Origin of the sequence: Paenibacillus sp. J14 (assembly GCF_000518465.1) — a bacterium.
Lineage (GTDB): Bacteria > Bacillota > Bacilli > Paenibacillales > Paenibacillaceae > Fontibacillus > Fontibacillus barengoltzii.
Genome location: NZ_JADQ01000076.1, coordinates 1 through 17,880, shown reverse-complemented (window position 1 = coordinate 17,880; position 17,880 = coordinate 1). Strand labels below are relative to the sequence as shown.

The window sequence follows — 17,880 nt, the reverse complement described above, 5'->3', positions numbered from 1 at the left end:
CATGTACGCTGCGCTACTCAGTCCCTAGCTTCATTCAACCTTCTCGGTGCTGAAAACCCGACTTTAAATCTTTGATTAAACGGATGGATTTAAAATCGGCTTCCCATCACGAAGCGGATTCATGGACGTGGGTTCGGCGTTAAATTTCGATTTCAGCCAGGCCTTTCGCTACTTGGTGCTGAATAGCCGGGCTTACGGACACCAGAGACCTTATTGGAGTAACAAAAAAGGGTTTGAAAAGCTAATGGACCTCAGTGACCTTATTTGGGTAAAAGACACTAAGTCAGATGCATTAGATCGCAAATAAAGCCCCTGGAGTCCGTTACAGCGGGAAATGATCGGGAAATTGATGAATAACGGCCCTACGGTCCGTTAAAAGGTAGGTAGGTGCAACAATGAAGAAAATCGCGTTGATTGGCTCGACCGGTTCCATCGGCACGCAAACACTGGATGTAATCCGGGCTTATCCCGGGGAGTTCCGGCTGGAAGGATTGGCGGCGGGCAGCAATCTTAAATTGTTTGCTGAACAAGTCCATGAGTTTCGGCCTCGTAAAGCCTCCGTTGCTACCAAAGAATTGGCTGATCGAATTCGTCCAGAGCTGCCGGAAGGCGTGGAGCTCTACTATGGCGAGCAAGGCTTAGTCGAAGTGGCGGCGGGAACTGATGCCGATACGGTTGTGACGGCCATTGTTGGCAGTGCAGGGTTGCCCGCGACACTCGCGGCCATTGAGGAAGGCAAACATATTGCACTGGCGAACAAGGAAACCCTCGTTACAGCGGGGCACCTAGTCACAGAGATGGCTCAGCGCAAAGGGGTCGCGCTGCTGCCGGTTGACAGCGAGCACTCAGCCATTTTCCAATGCCTAAACGGTGAGTACAAGCAAGAGGTTCGTCAAATTACGTTGACCGCTTCCGGCGGTTCGTTCCGGGATCTGACGCGAGAGCAGCTGCGGGAGGTTACGGTGGAGGATGCCTTGAAGCATCCCAACTGGTCGATGGGCGCTAAAATCACCATCGATTCGGCCACGATGGTCAACAAAGGATTGGAAGTCATCGAAGCGCACTGGTTGTTTGGGCTTCCCTTTGAGCAAATCGGGGTATTGCTGCACCCAGAAAGTATCATCCACTCCTTCGTTGAGTATCGTGACGGCAGTGTGATCGCCCAGTTAGGGACGCCGGACATGCGCGTGCCGATCCAATATGCACTGACCTATCCACATCGCTGGCCATCGGCGGCAAAACGGTTGTCCTTAGCCGAGATCGGGAAGCTGCATTTTCGGGAGATGGACTTCGAGCGGTTCCCTTGTTTAAGACTTGCCTATGAGTGTGGTAAAATAGGTGGTACGGCAACCAGCGTTTACAATGCCGCGAATGAAGCGGCAGTCGCCCGCTTTTTGAAGGGGGAGATTCCTTTCTTGCAGATCGAGGCGATCATTGAAACGGCGTTAGCCGAACATGAGGTGCAGTTTCATCCGGATCTGGAAACGATTCGTGAAGCGGATCGCTGGGCAAGAGCCCTTGCGGAGACACTTTGATTACGGTGAGGCTTTCGCTTCCCTAAGATGGACCTCGTGATCAAAAGCTGTAGGCGGCGGTATTCTCTTGTGCCTGATCGGAGAATATATTAATCTAAAGTAACGTTGGACGATCCGTGGCCAGAAGGGGGATGCTTACGCTTGGAATTGCTGAAAATCATATTTTTGACGGTGCTCATGTTTTTCGTCATCGTTACGGTGCATGAATGGGGACATTACTTCTTTGCGAAGCGTGCCGGCATCTTGGTACGGGAGTTCGCCATTGGGTTTGGCCCTAAGCTGCTGTCTTTTAAACGGGGGGAGACCCAGTTCACCTTGCGTTTGCTTCCTTTCGGCGGCTATGCGCGTATGGCGGGGGAAGATCCGGAGCTGATTCAGATATCAGATGGACAAACCATTGCTTTGCGTCTGGAGAACGATAAGGTTCGGAAGATTTATCTGGACCGATTGGACAGTCGGAAGAACGTCATCCGCGGCGAAGTGCAGCACATCGACCTTGAGGACGATCTTGCGGTACGTTTGAATGTGGACGGTGAAGCGCTCACCTACCGTGTGCATCCGCAAGCCATGCTGGTGGCGAAAGGCAAAGAGACGCAAATTGCGCCGAGAGACCGGCAGTACGGCAGCAAAACTGTGGGACAGCGGGCTCTGTCGATTTTCGCGGGTCCTTTGATGAACTTTATTTTGGCGTTTGTGTTGTTTGCCCTGCATACTCAAATGGCGGGAATTCCGCTGGATCAACCCAGCCACCTGCAAATCGGTGAGGTCATGAAAGGCATGCCTGCCGAGGAAGTAGGGCTCAAAACGGGCGATATCATCGAAACGATCAACGGAACTCCGGTCGGAACCGATGCAAATAAAATGATCGAAATGATCCAGGCTTCGAAAAACAAACCGATGACGTGGACGATCAAACGCGGGGACGAGACGTTAAATATCACCATTACCCCGAAAGGGGCGGAGAATGAGGACGGTAAAATCGGAAGTACGATCGTTACCGTGTTCCCGACGCGCAGTGCGTCGTTTGGAGAGACGTTCCAAGTTGCCGGGGAGGACATGGTCAACACGACAAAAGCGATTTTCCTCGGGTTCAAACAGTTGATTAATCGCTTTAACATGGACGATCTGGGCGGACCGGTTCGCACCTTTGAGGTGACTGGTCAAATCGCGAAGCAAGGGATTGTTCAGTTAACCTATTGGGCGGCAATTTTAAGCCTCTATTTGGGGATCTTTAACCTGCTGCCGATCCCGGCGCTCGACGGAAGTCGTCTGATCTTCCTAGGGGTCGAGGCCTTGCGCGGCAAACCGATTGATCCTAACCGCGAAGGAATGGTACATTTCATCGGATTTGCGATGCTATTCCTGCTGATGATTGCGGTCACGTATAATGACATTTTGCGCTTGATTCACGGCTGATTGAAGATGGATGCGCAGCTCTGATGGCGCAGGTAACTATTAAACTTGTGGTTTTAACGGGAGGACAAAGGTTCTTATGGCAAACGAGGAGAAACAATTCGTCACGGAGATTACCCCGCAGGGAGTGGATTTTTCCCGTTGGTATATCGACGTTATTAAAAAAGCGGATTTGATGGATTACTCACCGGTCCGCGGCTGTATCGTATTTAAGCCGGACGGCTATGAAATTTGGGAGCATATTCAAGCGGAGTTGGACCGCCGTTTTAAAGAAACGGGGCATCGCAACGCTTATTTTCCGCTGTTTATTCCGGAGAGCTTCTTCCAGAAGGAAAAAGAACACGTTGAAGGCTTTAACCCGGAACTTCCTTGGGTGACCGAGGCGGCTGGCGAGAAGCTGGAGGAGCGTCTGGCGATCCGTCCGACGTCTGAGACGATGATTGGGCATATGTATGAAAAATGGATCCAATCCTACCGCGATTTGCCGGTGTTGATCAACCAATGGGCGAATGTAGTGCGTTGGGAGAAACGGACGCTGCCATTCCTCCGTACAAGCGAATTCTTGTGGCAGGAAGGCCATACGGCGCACGAGAACGAGCAGGAAGCTCGCGAAGAGACGATGCGCATGCTGGAAATTTACCGCGACTTCGTGGAAAATTATTTGGCGATCCCGGTAATTGTCGGGCAAAAAACGCCTTCTGAGAAATTTGCAGGTGCTGTCGATACTTATTCGATCGAAGCGATGATGAAGGACGGACGTGCGGTACAAGCAGGAACCTCGCACTATTTGGGAACTAATTTTGCGAAGGCGTTTGATATTCAATACCTCAACCGTGAGAATGTACGCGAATACGTTCATACGACGTCCTGGGGCGTCAGCACCCGGTTGATCGGCTCGCTGATCATGGTGCATGGCGATGACCGTGGGCTGGCCTTGCCGCCGAAGGTTGCGCCGAAGCAGGTCATGATTATTCCGATTGGCCCGCCAAAAACTTGGGAAGCCGTTGTAGGCAGAGCGGACGAGCTGTTCGCCGAGCTGAAGAAAGCGGGCATTCGCGTTGGGATTGATGACCGCGCTGACTTCCGCCCAGGCTGGAAGTTTAACGAGTACGAAATGCGCGGTGTACCGGTTCGTCTGGAAATTGGACCTCGCGATATGGAGAACGGCGTTTGCGTTCTTGTCTCCCGTATCAGCGGCGAGAAGAAGGTTGTTCAACAGGACCGGTTAGTCGAAGAGGTTCAGGCTATGCTGGAGCAGGTTCATCAGGAAATGTACGAGCGGGCTAAAGCTTTCCGAGAAGAGCATTTCTACACCGTCGATACGCTGGATGAAATGAAGGCCAGCATCGAAGAGAAACGCGGCTTCACCTTGGCCGGATGGTGCGGTTCGGAAGCATGCGAACGCACGGTGAAGGAAGAAACGGGCGCAACCAGCCGCAATATCCCATTCCATCCTCAAACGACGAAGGATACCTGCCTCGTTTGCGGGAATCCAGCGAAACATACCGTTGTTTTTGCCAGAGCCTATTAAGAATAACTTTCGCGTTACCGTCCCGCTAAGAGTTTGGGGAAGCTGAGGACGCGGGCGAATGGCACAACCACAAGAGGGCTTTCGGCAGTCAAGCGCCTGCAGGCTTATTACGCCGCCGGCATCACCGCCGGAAGCCTTTTTTTCGAATCATGGGAAGAAGTCAGCAAGCAAGGTGAGGGGAGAGGACATGACCGAGACGCAAGACAAGAGAAACCGGCTGGAGCTGTTGATGAAGCAGGCGGATGTGCCCGCTTCGCTGATCGATCCGTATTTTCTTGACGGGCATATCGAAAAAGTAGAGGTCAGTCGCAGCAATCGGGAATGGAGAATCACCATTCAGAAGGACACGCTGGTGCCGGCTCAAGCCTACCGCACCTTTTGCCTGCGGGTCAGAGAACGGATGGAGCATATCGCCATCATTTCTTTTGAGTTTCATTACGGCGGCGGGTTAACCGCCAAAGACATTGTTGAAGAATATTGGCCGCTCTTTCTCGAATGGGTGAAACGCCAGATTCCGTCGGTCAATGGCTGGATGGCGAGAGCCGGGCTGGATATCGACGGCGATATGGTCACCGTAACATTTGGCGACGCTATGGCGCTGGAGTTGGCGCGGAAGAAACAGATTGACAAAGCCATCACCGTGTATTATGAAACCTATTTTGCCCTGCCGTTAAGAATCAAACTGCAAACCGGAGAGCCGAACGTCGAAGCGTTTGAAGAGTTCCAGCAGCGGATCGTGGAGGAAGAACGCGAAGTTATTCAACAGATGATGGAGAGCCTGACCGTGGAAGCTCCTCCGGAAGAAGACGATGGGGGCGAAGTGGTCAAGCTGCAGCTTGGGAACGAGATCAAGGATCCGCCTGTACCGCTTCAGCAAATCCAGGACGAAGAGAAGAAGATTACGATTCAGGGGACGATTTTTGGCCTGGATCGCAAGGAGCTGCGAAACGGCAACACCTTGTTTACGTTTTTCCTGACCGATTTCTCCGATTCCCTGCAGCTGAAATTGTTCGCCAAAAATAAAGAAGATCTGAAGATTATGGGGCAACTCGCCAACGGGAAATGGATCAAGGCACGGGGGAAAGTAGAAATGGACCGCTTTATGCCGGTTCCCGAGCTGGTCATGATTCCGTCGGATCTGGTTGAGGTGCCCGCACCTCCAGGACGAATGGATAACGCGACGGAGAAGCGGGTTGAATTCCATCTGCACACGACGATGAGTACGATGGACGCCGTCACGCCGATTGGCGATTATGTGAAAATGGCGGCAAAATGGGGACATAAAGCGATCGCTGTGACGGACCACGGCGGTGTGCAAAGTTTCCCGGACGCGGCGAAGGCTGCGAAGAAGCATGGCATTAAGATGATTTACGGCGTGGAAGCCAATGTTGTTAATGATGATGTCGCGGTTGTGCTGAACCCGAGAGGGGACGAGTTGAAGACGGCGACCTACGTTGTGTTTGACATCGAGACCACCGGCTTGTCGGTAACCCAAAACAAAATCATTGAAATTGCGGCTGTGAAAATGCGGGAAGGTAAAGAGATCGACCGATATGCGACCTTCGTAAATCCGCATGAACGGATTCCGTACCATATTCAACAGTTGACCAATATCAACGATGACATGGTGAAGGATGCACCTGATGTGGAGCCGGTGCTGAAACGGTTCGTGGAGTTCGCCGAGGATGCGATTTTGGTGGCTCATAACGCCCGGTTTGACTATGACTTTGTGAATGCCAAGCTTAAGGAGCTGGGCCTGCCAATCATGGAAAACCCAGTGCTTGATACGCTGGAGCTGGCCCGGATGTTGTTCCCGACGATGAAAAATCACCGCTTGAATACGCTGGCTGCCAAGTACAAAGTTTCACTGGAGAACCACCACCGGGCGATCGATGATACCGTGGCGCTGGGTGAGATCTTAAACGGTCTGCTGGATGATGCATTCAAGATTGAAGGATATAAGACGCTTGATCGCTTGAATGATAAGGTCGGGAAAGACTTGTCCAATGCCCGTCCGTTCCATTGCGGGATCTATGCACTTAATCCAGTTGGCAAGAAAAACCTGTTTAAGCTGATCTCGTTGTCGCACACCGAATATTTCAAGCGGGTGCCTTGTATTCCGAAATCCAAGCTGGTGGAGCTGCGAGAAGGTTTGCTGATCCTCTCCGGCTGCGAGAAGGGCGAGTTCTTCGAGACCGTACTGAACAAATCGGTGGAGGAAGCCGAAGCGGTAGCCGAATTTTATGATGTACTCGAAATTCAGCCGCTCACGATGTACATGCATCTCGTAGAAAAAGGGCTCGTTGGCAGCACGGAAGAACTGCAGACGGCGATTCGCAAAATCGTGGAGATCGGGACGAAGCTGGACAAGCCGGTTGTTGCCACCGGAAACGTGCACTACTTGGACCCGAAAGACAAGCTGTTCCGTGACATTACGATCCACGGAATTACCGGGTTCAGTCCGCTGAAGGAAATCCGCAAGCCGGATGCGCACTTCCGGACAACGGAGGAAATGCTGGAGGAATTCAAATTCCTAGGTCAGGAGAAGGCTTGGGAAGTGGTCGTCACCAATACTTCAGCGTTGGCGGACCGCTTCGAGGAGATCGAACTGTTCCCGGACAAGCTGTTTACCCCAATCATTGAAGGGGCCGACGAGGAGATCCGCCAGAAGTGTTACGATACCGCCAAATCCATTTACGGCGACGATTTGCCTGAAGTGATTGTGAAGCGGTTGGAGAAAGAGCTGGAGCCAATTATCAAATATGGGTTCTCGGCTAACTATTTGATTTCCGAGCGGCTGGTGAAGAAATCGAACCAAGACGGGTATCTCGTAGGTTCCCGGGGTTCGGTCGGCTCGTCGGTGGTTGCGTTATTCCTTGGGATTTCCGAAGTCAATCCGCTGCCGGCTCACTATATCTGTCAAAATCACGAATGCAAATATAGCGAATGGTTCCTGGACGGCAGCGTGCCCAGCGGCTTCGACCTTCCAGACAAAAGCTGCCCGAAATGCGGCGGCAAGCTGAAGGGCGAAGGTCAGGACATTCCGTTCGAGACGTTCTTGGGCTTCAAAGGTGACAAGGTCCCCGATATTGACCTTAACTTCTCCGGCGAATATCAACCGGTCGCTCATAACTACACGAAGGTCCTGTTCGGGGAGAAGAACGTATTCCGTGCAGGAACCATCGGTACGGTTGCGGAGAAAACCGCGTTTGGCTTTGCCAAGAAGTACGAAGAAGAGCATAACAAGCATTGGCGCGGGGCGGAGCTCAATCGCCTGGCGGCAGGATGTACCGGCGTTAAGCGCAGTACCGGGCAGCATCCCGGCGGGATCGTCGTCGTACCGGATTACATTGATGTGGAAGATATCACGCCGGTACAGTACCCGGCCGATGACACCGAATCTGAATGGAAAACAACCCATTTCGATTACCACGCCTTCGACGCGAATCTGCTCAAGCTCGATATTCTGGGGCACGATGATCCGACGATGATGCGGATGCTGCAGGATTTGACCGGGGTCGATCCAACGACGATCCCCATGAATGACCCGAAAGTAATGAGCATGTTCAACTCCACGGATGCACTAGGGGTTACACCGGAACAGATCCGTACGCCGGTTGCCACATACGGGATCCCGGAGATGGGGACGAAATTTGTGCGCCAGATGCTGGTGGAATCACAGCCGTCTTCCTTTGCGGATTTACTGCAAATTTCCGGGTTATCGCACGGAACCGGTGTATGGCTGGGGAATGCTCAGGAACTGATCAAAAACGGCACTTGTAACATCAAAACCGTTATCGGTTGTCGTGACGATATCATGCTGTACCTGATATATAAAGCGGGAATGGACGCCGGCTTGGCCTTTAAAATTACGGAGAGTGTTCGTAAGGGGAAAGGGTTGACGCCGGAATGGATCGAGGAAATGAAGAAGTGTAAAGTACCGCAATGGTATATCGATTCTTGCTTGAAGATCCAGTACATGTTCCCGAAGGCGCACGCCGCTGCTTACGTTATCTCTGCGGTACGTACCGCTTACTTCAAGCTGTATTATCCGATCGAATATTATGCGACGTATTTCTCGGTCCGCGGGGAGGACTTTGATATCGAGCTGTGCTGCCAAGGGTACGAGGCGATTTACCGCAAGATCGAAGAGATTGAGCAGAAGGGCTTCCAGGCGCTGCCGAAGGAGAAGAACATGCTCCCGATCTTGGAAATGGCGTTGGAAATGACGGCACGCGGGTTCCATTTCAAGCCGATCGATCTGTATCGCTCCGACGCTACGAAATTTATCGTCGACGGCGATTCGTTGATTCCGCCGTTCTCGGCGCTTGCCGGGATCGGGGAGAACGCGGCCAAAAACATCGCCGCAGCGAAAGAGCAAGGTGAATTCCTGTCGATCGAGGACTTCCAGCAGAAGTCCAAAGCGAGTAAAACGATCGTGGAACTTCTCGGTTCCATGGGCTGTTTCCGCGGCCTGCCAGAGAGCAATCAATTGTCTTTATTTTAATCTAGCTGGCTGAGTTCAAAATTCGACGTTGAATTAACGTCTTGTATTGCTTCGTGATCCGAAGATGACTTTTTAATCTCCCGTTTGTTGAAGGATAAAAAAGACAGGTTTGGAGCACCGAGAAGGTTGGACGAAGACAGGACTGAGTAGCGGAGCGTACGAAAAGGTACGTGAGCAACGGAAGGCCGGGCTGAGTTCAAGATTCGACGTCGAATAAACAACTCGGTTTTGCTTCGTGATCCGAAGATGACTTTTTAATCTCCCTCTAGCAGTAAAGGTGTTTTACTTGTCACTTGGTATGTACTATGTTATAATTTTTTTGGCAATCATGAAGATAGAACCGTTGTTTAAAGAGTGGGGAAACCCACTCTTTAATCTTTGGTATATAGGATTAAAGTTGGAGGTAATGTACGCTTGAGCACACCAAAGATCAAAGCGACCGTCGAGCAAATGGTCACGCCTTATTTGGAGGAGAACGGCTTTGAACTGGTTGACGTGGAATACGTGAAGGAGGGCAGCAACTGGTTCCTCCGCGTATTTGTCGACAAAGAAGGCGGCATCGACATTGATGACTGCGGCCGGATCAGCGAATACCTTAGCGAGAAGCTCGACGAGAACGATCCGATTCCGTCGGCTTATTTTCTTGAAGTGTCTTCGCCAGGAGCGGAACGCCCCTTGAAGAAAGCCGAGGATGTCTCCAAGGCGGTCGGCAAAGACGTTTTTGTGACTACATACGAACCGGTAGATGGCCTGAAAGAATTTGAAGGCCGGCTTCTTTCCTTTGATGGGAACGAATTAGTTATTGAAGTGGGGAAGAAGCGTCACGCCATTCCATATAGCAAAGTTGCCAGCGCAAGATTGGCCATTATTTTCTAGTGTGACCTGCAGGGAATTATGAAAGGGGGAACTCGAGGCAAATGAGCATGGATTTTATCGAAGCCTTGAACGAATTGGAAAGGGAAAAAGGAATCAGCAAGGACATCTTGTTCGAAGCGATCGAAGCAGCGCTGATCTCCAGCTACAAACGTAACTTTAATACGGCGCAAAACGTGCGTGTGGATATGAACCGCCATACCGGCGAAATCAAAGTTTATGCGCGCAAGCTTGTCGTAGAGGAAGTCCTTGATCCGCGGACGGAGATTTCACTGCAAGCAGCACGTGAGATTAATCCGAACTATCATCTGGACGACATCACTGAAATTGAGGTAACCCCTCGGGACTTCGGCCGGATCGCGGCACAAACGGCGAAGCAAGTCGTGACGCAGCGTATTCGTGAGGCCGAGCGCGGACTGATCTATAATGCGTTCGTGGAGAAGGAAGAGGACATCGTAACCGGGATCGTACAACGTCAGGACTTACGTAATATTTACGTTGATCTTGGTAAGGTGGAAGCCCATTTACCGTTAAACGAATTGATGCCAAACGAGAAGTTCAAGCACGGCGACCGGATTAAAGCGTACATTACGAAAGTAGAGAATACGACGAAAGGACCGCAAATCTTGCTGTCCCGTACGCATCCGGGCTTGCTGAAGCGCTTGTTCGAGCTGGAGGTTCCGGAAATTTTTGACGGTGTTGTGGAGATTCGTTCCGTAGCCCGCGAAGCCGGCTTCCGCTCCAAAATCGCCGTATACTCCCGCAACAGCGAAGTGGATCCTGTTGGCTCCTGCGTTGGCCCGAAGGGGACGCGTGTACAAACGATTGTGAACGAGCTGCGCGGAGAGAAAATTGACATCGTTCGTTATTCGGAGAATGTTGAGGAATATGTAGCCAATGCGCTGAGCCCGTCCAAAGTGCTCGAAGTGCAGGTGTTTGAAGCGGAGAAGATGGCCCGCGTGATCGTACCGGATTACCAATTGTCGCTGGCGATTGGCATTAAAGGACAGAACGCGCGTCTCGCCGCCAAATTGACCGGTTGGAAAATCGACATCAAGAGCGAAACCCAAGCGGAAGAGGAATTCGGCAGAGAAAAAACCGAACAAGGCGAAATGCCTCAGGATTCCATCTCCGTGGATTAACGGGAGGTGGCAAGGATGAAGCAAAGAAAAGTACCGCTCCGCAAATGCGTAGCCTGCCAGGAAATGATGCCCAAGAAGTCGCTGATCCGGATTGTGCGTTCCCCGGAGGGCGAGGTGTCGATCGACTTAACAGGCAAAAAGTCAGGCCGCGGCGCTTATCTCTGCGGCAAGACGGAATGCTTTAAGCTCGCTCATAAATCACGTGCACTGGATCGGGCACTTAAAGCTCCGGTTGGTAACGAGGTTTACGAACAGCTCGCTCGCGATTTCTTGGCCGTCGAGGATGAATTCCTTGCTGCTCAGGCTCGAGAAGAGGATGAAGATGAATAAGGCCCAGCCGTTGTCCGGTCTTGGTCTCGCCATGCGAGCCGGTAAGCTGGTAACTGGGGACGAACTCGTCCTGAAATCGATTCGTTCAAGAGAAGCCAAGCTCGTCATCGTTGCGGGAGATGCTTCCGCCAATACACAGAAGAAATTCCGGGACAAATGCGGAAGCTACAACATCCCGCTGATCATCGGATTTGACCGTGAAGCGCTCGGGAGAAGTGTTGGCAAGCCGGAACGGGTTGTTCTGGCGATCACCGATCCAGGGTTTACCGAGATGATCCGCAAAGCGATCTTGAAAACATCGGAGGTGGAGTATATTGAGTAAACAAGAAAAACAAGATAAGCTCAGGGTGTATGAATACGCCAAATCGCTCAATATGAGTAGTAAAGAAATTATCACGATTCTTAAGCGTCTGAATATCCCGGTTAACAACCACATGAGCGTCATGGAGAATGATGCCGTAGCCCGTGTGGAACAGTTCTTCAAGGATATTAAAAGCAACGCGGCGGCGAAACGAGAAAGCTCGGGACGCAACGATTCCTCTGCCAAATCGCCGGCATCGGCTTCCGCAGGAGGAAGCCAAACACCGAAAGCTACAGCCGGAGAATCATCCGGTCATCGCGGAGATCAGGGACGCGGCGCAAACGCACCCGTAAAAAACCAAAATCAACAGGAAAAGCAGGTAAGCATGAATAATAAACCAAAAACAAACCAAACCAATGCAGGTGGCAGTACGGCAGTTCAAGAAAGATCGAGCCGTCCAAACGGCGGCAATCATCAAAACTCTCGTCCCCAAGGCCAAGGCGGTGGGAACACCTCAGGTGCGAACCGGAACCCGCAAGGGAACCGGGGAGCCGGGCAAGGCGGCCAGCGGAATGATAGCGGCCAGCGCCCAGCCCAAGGCCAAAACGGCGGCGGAAACCGCGCCTTTGCACCAAGCAACAATTTAGGCGGTGGAAACGGCGGCGGCAAAGGACAAGGGCAAAGAAAAGGGAATAACAACGGTGGCAAGAACCAAAGAGGTTACGATGATAACCGCAATGGCGCCAGTTTCAAAAATAATCGAGGTGGTAAAGGCGGACGCGGCAAAGGGGCTCCGCAGCAGCCTCCACGCGAGAAGATCGACAATACGCCGAAGAAGATTATCGTCCGCGGTACGATGACGGTTGGCGAAACCGCCAAATTGCTGCATAAGGACGCTTCCGAAGTCATCAAGAAGCTGATGCTGCTCGGCGTCATGGCCACCATTAACCAAGAGCTTGACCTTGATACGATCCAGCTGCTGGCAAGTGATTTCGGCGTTGAGGTTGAGGTGAAAATTCCGGTGGAAGAAGACCGGTTTGAAACGATCGAAGAGGTTGACGATGAGGCGGATCTGAAAGAACGTCCACCTGTCGTTACGATCATGGGTCACGTTGACCACGGGAAAACGACGCTGTTGGACGCTATTCGTTCCACGAATGTCACCGGCGGCGAAGCCGGCGGGATCACGCAGCATATCGGGGCATATCAAGTCGAAATCAACGGCAAGAAGATTACGTTCCTGGATACGCCAGGCCACGAAGCGTTTACAGCGATGCGTGCCCGCGGTGCCCAGTTAACGGATATTACGATTATCGTCGTTGCTGCGGATGACGGCGTGATGCCGCAGACGGTCGAAGCGGTGAACCATGCGAAAGCAGCAGGCTTGCCAATTATTGTTGCGGTCAACAAGATCGATAAACCGGAAGCCAATCCGGATCGAGTGAAACAAGAATTGACCGAGTATGAGCTTGTACCGGAAGAATGGGGCGGCGACACGATTTTCGTCAACGTCTCTGCGAAGCAAAAAATCGGCTTGGAAAACTTGCTTGAAATGATACTGCTGGTAGCCGAAGTGAACGAGTACAAAGCGAACCCGGATAAACGCGCTCGCGGTGCAGTCATCGAGGCTGAGCTCGATAAAACTCGCGGCCCGGTAGCTCGCGTATTGGTTCAACACGGAACATTGAAGGTTGGCGACGCTTTTGTTGCAGGAAACTGCTTCGGCCGCGTTCGCGCGATGGTTAACGATCGTGGACGCCGGTTGAAAGAAGCCGGTCCATCGACGCCGGTGGAAATTACCGGTCTGACCGAGGTGCCGCAAGCCGGCGATCCGTTTATGGTCTTCGAAGACGAGCGCAAAGCGCGGTCGATCGCAGACAAACGGGCCACGATGCAGCGTCAGTCCGATTTGGGTGCCAATACTCGCGTGACGCTGGATGATCTGTTCCGCCACATCAAAGAAGGCGAAATCAAGGATCTCAATGTGATCATCAAAGCCGACGTACAAGGTTCGGTTGAAGCGCTCCGAGGCGCACTCGAGAAGATCGAGGTCGAAGGCGTTCGCGTCAAGATTATCCACAGCGGTGCCGGTGCGATTACCGAATCCGATGTCATCTTGGCGGCGGCTTCGAACGCGATTATTATCGGGTTCAACGTCCGTCCAGACAATCAAACGAAAGCGACCGCGGAACAAGAGAAGGTTGATATTCGCTTGCACCGCGTCATTTACAACGCAATTGAAGAGATTGAGCAAGCGATGAAAGGGATGCTTGATCCGGTTTATAAAGAGGCAGTTATCGGTCACGCGGAAGTCCGTAATACGTTCAAGATCAGCAAGGTCGGAACGATTGCAGGTTGTATGGTGACTTCTGGTAAAATTACCCGTTCGGCGGAAGTCCGCTTGATTCGTGACGGCATCGTCGTATATGAGGGCAAAATCGATTCGCTCAAACGTTTCAAGGACGACGCGAAGGAAGTTGCTCAAGGTTACGAGTGCGGGATTACCTTGGACAATTACAACGATATTAAAGAAGGCGACGTGATCGAAGCGTTCGTCATGGAAACTGTTGAACCGAAGTAAGGTGGGTGTCTAAAATGGCCAAAAATCGTACCGGCCGCGTAGGCGAACAGATTAAGAAAGAACTAAGCGTGCTCATCCAGAGTGAACTGAAAGATCCGCGCATCGGTTTTGTCACGGTGACCGGAGTCGATGTGACAAATGATTTGTCGCAGGCCAAAGTTTACCTCAGCGTATTTGGTGACGAGGAGCAGAAGAACGAATCCTTAAAAGGGCTGGAGAAAGCGACCGGCTTCCTGCGTACTGAAATCGGCAAACGAATTCGGCTGCGCCACACACCGGAGTTGATTTTCAAAATTGACGAATCCATCGCTTATGGCAGTCGGATTGAGAAGCTTCTCGGCGAAATTACGCAAGAGCACAAAGAATGAAATATGAAGGGAATCGATAACTCATCATGAGTAATGGAGATTCCCAAAGGAGACGGCAATGCAGACGACCTATGAAAGGGATCTGAGTCAGACGAAGGAGTTCCTGACTCAGAATGATCATTTCCTAATTGTGTCGCATGTTCAGCCGGACGGTGACGCAGTCAGTTCCACCCTAGCGGTGGGCTGGCTTCTGTCATGTCTGGGTAAAAAATTCGTGATGGTCAACGAAGGCCCGATCCCTAAACGGATGCATTATTTGTGGCATGCAGATGAGATTCTCGATTTGTCGGTGACATCGCTTGACCGCAAATTTGATCATGTGATCTGCGTGGACTGCGCTGACTTCAAACGGGTTGGCAAGACCCATGAATGGTTTGCCGAAGGGGCACGCCTGCTGAACATCGACCACCATCCGACCAACGATCTATACGGGTTGGTGAACCTTGTTGTGCCCAATGCGGCGGCGACCGCCGAAATTTTGTTCGACCTAATCAACTATATGGATCTTCCGTTGGATCAGACGATCGCAACGGTGCTTTATACCGGACTATTGACAGATACTGGCGGGTTCCGGTACTCCAATACATCGCCCAAGGTGATGGCGGCTGCCTCCAAATTGCTAGAGTACGGCGTAGACGGTCCCGCTTTATCCGAATTGCTGCTAGAGCAAATGACGCTTCCGCAGCTGCGTCTGCTGACTCGGGCTCTAAATGGACTTCAGCTGACGGAAGACGGGAAGATTAGCTGGGTGTCGGTGACAGATGAGGACCTGCAGGCGACTGGCGCCGTTCACGAGGATATGGAAGGCATCGTCAATTATCCGCGGAATATTCAAGGAGTCGAAGTAGGCCTGTTGTTTAAGGTCATTAACGAACAAGCCATCAAGGTGAGTATGCGCTCGGCGGGCAAAGTCGACGTGGCTAAGGTGGCTCAAAGCTTTGGCGGCGGCGGTCATGTCCGGGCCGCTGGAGCTCGCATAGAAGGGACTCTGGACACGGTTGTCCCTAGAGTGTTGGAACAAGTGAGGCTGCAGTTATGAACGCATACGAAGGCATTTTGCCGATCCACAAGCCAGCCGGTTTTACATCGCATGACGTGGTTGCCAAATGCCGGGGGATTTTGAAAATGAAGCGGATTGGCCACACAGGTACGTTAGACCCAGCCGTCACTGGAGTATTGCCTCTATGTCTCGGCCGAGCAACGCGAATGGTGGAGTATTTGCAGGACTTGCCGAAGGAATACGAAGCAACCTTGGTGCTCGGCGTGGCGACCGATACTGAGGATATGACCGGCGAAATCATCGAACAGGTGAATGAGGTTCGGGTGACGGAAGAGGACGTTCGGCTTGTATTGTCCCGGTTTGTTGGCACAATCTCGCAAATTCCGCCGATGTATTCGGCGCTTAAACAAGACGGGAAACGTCTTTATGAACTGGCACGGGAAGGGAAAACCGTGGAGCGCAAGCCCCGGGAAGTGACGATCTATCAATTGGAGCTGATTTCGTTCCATCCGGAAGGGCCGCATCCGCGGATCTCTTTTCGCGCGTTATGCTCCAAAGGAACTTATATCCGTACGCTCTGCGTTGATATCGGACGTGCACTCGGCGTGCCTGCGGCGATGACGGAGCTAAAGCGGACGATGTCGGCGGGAATCACGGAGTCACATTGTCTGACGCTGGATGAGGTGGCCCGTCACGCGGCAAACGGATCGCTGCAAGAATATTTACTGCCGGTTGATCGAGCGGTGCAGCATTTACCGGCCCATACCGTTGCTGCCGAGAAGGTCAAGGCGGCATTGCAAGGTCAGCGGCTGTCCCCCTCAGTGGTAACTCCACCGGTTAAGCGCGGAGAAACCCTGCGGTTGTACAGCCCCGAACAGCAATTTTTAGGCATCTTCCGGGTAGAAGAGGGAGCGAAGGCCGTAAAGGCAGTTAAAGTGTTTCTACCCGAGTAGCCTTAAGAAATGCGCATTCCGAGGGAAATTGCAGGTGAGACGATCATGGAAACGATACATTTATCATATCCACTAAATGAACGATTTATAGAACAACATACCCGCCCGCAAGTGCTGGCGATCGGCCAATTTGACGGCCTTCACCTGGGACATGCCAGCGTAATTAATTCGGCTGTTCGGTTGGCTGGCGAACTCGGTCTTCCTGCCTCCGTCATGACGTTTCATCCCCATCCGAAGGAAGTTATGAAGAAAGGCGATTATGACGGATATTTGACGCCGCCGGAGGAGAAGGAACGTATTCTGCGCGAGATGGGCGTGGATTACGTATATATCGTTGAGTTTAACGACGCTTTCTCGCGTGTAAGTCCGCAGAACTTCGTTTCCGGTATCCTGGTGCCGTTGCAGGTGCACACTGCGGTAGTTGGCTTTGACTTCCGTTATGGCTACCGGGGGGAAGGGGATGCGAGCATGCTGCGTGAATTAAGCGGCAATGTCCTTGACGTGCACACCGTACCGCCGTTCCTGATCGACGGGGAGAAGGTCAGCAGTTCAGGGATTCGCAAAGCGCTGCAGGAAGGGAAGATTGAGCAAGCGAATCGTTGGCTCGGACGGACGTATACGCTGCGAGGGACCGTCATGCACGGCGAGAAACGCGGCCGTCAGCTCGGCTTCCCTACAGCCAACCTGAAGCTGGCGGAGCATTATGTCGTCCCGGCCAGCGGGGTCTATGCCGTACGAGTGACGCACGAAGGAACGACTTACTCCGGCGTGATGAACGTTGGAGTGAAGCCAACCTTTCATGAGAACGGCAAAATCTTTTGGCTGGAAGCCCATCTGTTTGATTTTTCCAGCGAGATTTACGACGAAAGCCTATCCGTGGAATTGGTTCACTATATTCGGGAGGAGCGCAAGTTCGGCTCCTTGGATGAGCTGATTGCTCAAATTGGACAGGATGCGGAAACGGCGAAACGATTGCTGAAAGATTCCTGAGAACCCTACCGATCCGGCACGTGTCAACTCATATAAAAATGTTACCGAAGGATAATGGTTCACTCACGTAATTTTGTTACCCAGTGGAGGCTGTTACATAGCCTCCACTGGGCGCGTAGCGGAGGCAGNCGTCACGGGTTGGGAAAGCAGCGCTTCCAACTGATTGTGTAATGCAAGCGGATCTTGGGAAGTCTGATACGCCTGTAACCGTTGGGTTTGTTCTGGTCGTAGCACGCCCAATTCGATTAACCGGGCAACGGGTGTTTTGGCCGTGTCGAATGTTTTCTTTACACGAGCCCCGCGACGCTCCTTGCCGATCAGCTTGCGAGTGGGCAAGCAGCAATTGAAGTACCGAT

The 17,880-nt window shown here is 52.1% G+C and carries 13 protein-coding genes; all 13 read left to right on the top strand.

The annotated features are described in order from the left end of the window. Positions 1-395 precede the first annotated feature (395 nt). The 13 genes from M891_RS0120530 (at position 396) to M891_RS0120465 (ending at position 17,524) form a co-directional block, all read left to right on the top strand. Complete coding sequence (locus tag M891_RS0120530; RefSeq protein ID WP_028540091.1) at positions 396-1,535, top strand: 1-deoxy-D-xylulose-5-phosphate reductoisomerase; 1,140 nt, start codon at positions 396-398, stop codon at positions 1,533-1,535. Between the two features lie 141 nt (positions 1,536-1,676). Beyond that, positions 1,677-2,951 (top strand): RIP metalloprotease RseP, encoded by a 1,275-nt coding sequence (gene rseP, locus M891_RS0120525; protein ID WP_028540090.1) that lies wholly within the window; start codon positions 1,677-1,679, stop codon positions 2,949-2,951. Between the two features lie 76 nt (positions 2,952-3,027). Beyond that, on the top strand, positions 3,028-4,479 hold the full coding sequence (proS, locus tag M891_RS0120520) for a proline--tRNA ligase (RefSeq protein ID WP_016312407.1): 1,452 nt from the start codon (positions 3,028-3,030) through the stop codon (positions 4,477-4,479). Positions 4,480-4,666: 187 nt separating this feature from the next. Next, entirely contained in the window at positions 4,667-8,986 is a 4,320-nt protein-coding gene (locus M891_RS0120515; protein ID WP_028540089.1) for a PolC-type DNA polymerase III, read from the top strand. Positions 8,987-9,400: 414 nt separating this feature from the next. Beyond that, positions 9,401-9,862, top strand: a complete 462-nt coding sequence (rimP, locus tag M891_RS0120505; protein WP_016312405.1) for a ribosome maturation factor RimP — start codon at positions 9,401-9,403, stop codon at positions 9,860-9,862. A gap of 41 nt (positions 9,863-9,903) precedes the next feature. Continuing rightward, positions 9,904-11,001 (top strand): transcription termination factor NusA, encoded by a 1,098-nt coding sequence (nusA, locus tag M891_RS0120500; RefSeq protein WP_028540088.1) that lies wholly within the window; start codon positions 9,904-9,906, stop codon positions 10,999-11,001. Between the two features lie 15 nt (positions 11,002-11,016). After that, entirely contained in the window at positions 11,017-11,331 is a 315-nt protein-coding gene (rnpM, locus tag M891_RS0120495) for an RNase P modulator RnpM (protein WP_028540087.1), read from the top strand. After that, a complete protein-coding gene (locus M891_RS0120490) occupies positions 11,324-11,653 on the top strand; it encodes a L7Ae/L30e/S12e/Gadd45 family ribosomal protein (protein ID WP_016312403.1) in 330 nt (109 codons plus the stop codon). The genes rnpM and M891_RS0120490 overlap by 8 nt, the downstream gene beginning before the upstream one ends. Continuing rightward, positions 11,646-14,213: a translation initiation factor IF-2 gene (gene infB, locus M891_RS0120485; protein ID WP_028540086.1), complete on the top strand. Its 2,568-nt coding sequence runs from the start codon at positions 11,646-11,648 to the stop codon at positions 14,211-14,213. Before M891_RS0120490 ends, infB begins: the two co-directional genes overlap by 8 nt. Positions 14,214-14,227: 14 nt before the next feature. Further along, the gene (rbfA, locus tag M891_RS0120480; protein ID WP_009223052.1) at positions 14,228-14,581 is read left to right on the top strand and encodes a 30S ribosome-binding factor RbfA; all 354 of its coding nucleotides are present in this window, start codon (positions 14,228-14,230) and stop codon (positions 14,579-14,581) included. Positions 14,582-14,639: 58 nt separating this feature from the next. Beyond that, complete coding sequence (locus M891_RS0120475; RefSeq protein ID WP_028540085.1) at positions 14,640-15,620, top strand: DHH family phosphoesterase; 981 nt, start codon at positions 14,640-14,642, stop codon at positions 15,618-15,620. Next, a complete protein-coding gene (gene truB / locus M891_RS0120470) occupies positions 15,617-16,534 on the top strand; it encodes a tRNA pseudouridine(55) synthase TruB (RefSeq protein ID WP_016312400.1) in 918 nt (305 codons plus the stop codon). The genes M891_RS0120475 and truB overlap by 4 nt, the downstream gene beginning before the upstream one ends. A gap of 45 nt (positions 16,535-16,579) precedes the next feature. Next, a complete protein-coding gene (locus M891_RS0120465) occupies positions 16,580-17,524 on the top strand; it encodes a bifunctional riboflavin kinase/FAD synthetase (RefSeq protein WP_028540084.1) in 945 nt (314 codons plus the stop codon). Positions 17,525-17,880 lie beyond the last annotated feature (356 nt).

What these genes read in the sequence shown, in the direction of transcription:
- M891_RS0120530 (WP_028540091.1), top strand. Translation starts at nt 396, where the DNA reads ATGAAGAAAATCGCGTTGATTGGCTCGACCGGTTCCATCGGCACGCAA.
- proS (WP_016312407.1), top strand. Translation starts at nt 3,028, where the DNA reads ATGGCAAACGAGGAGAAACAATTCGTCACGGAGATTACCCCGCAGGGA.
- rnpM (WP_028540087.1), top strand. Translation starts at nt 11,017, where the DNA reads ATGAAGCAAAGAAAAGTACCGCTCCGCAAATGCGTAGCCTGCCAGGAA.
- truB (WP_016312400.1), top strand. Translation starts at nt 15,617, where the DNA reads ATGAACGCATACGAAGGCATTTTGCCGATCCACAAGCCAGCCGGTTTT.
- M891_RS0120465 (WP_028540084.1), top strand. Translation starts at nt 16,580, where the DNA reads ATGGAAACGATACATTTATCATATCCACTAAATGAACGATTTATAGAA.
- rbfA (WP_009223052.1), top strand. Translation starts at nt 14,228, where the DNA reads ATGGCCAAAAATCGTACCGGCCGCGTAGGCGAACAGATTAAGAAAGAA.
- nusA (WP_028540088.1), top strand. Translation starts at nt 9,904, where the DNA reads ATGAGCATGGATTTTATCGAAGCCTTGAACGAATTGGAAAGGGAAAAA.
- M891_RS0120475 (WP_028540085.1), top strand. Translation starts at nt 14,640, where the DNA reads ATGCAGACGACCTATGAAAGGGATCTGAGTCAGACGAAGGAGTTCCTG.
- M891_RS0120490 (WP_016312403.1), top strand. Translation starts at nt 11,324, where the DNA reads ATGAATAAGGCCCAGCCGTTGTCCGGTCTTGGTCTCGCCATGCGAGCC.
- M891_RS0120515 (WP_028540089.1), top strand. Translation starts at nt 4,667, where the DNA reads ATGACCGAGACGCAAGACAAGAGAAACCGGCTGGAGCTGTTGATGAAG.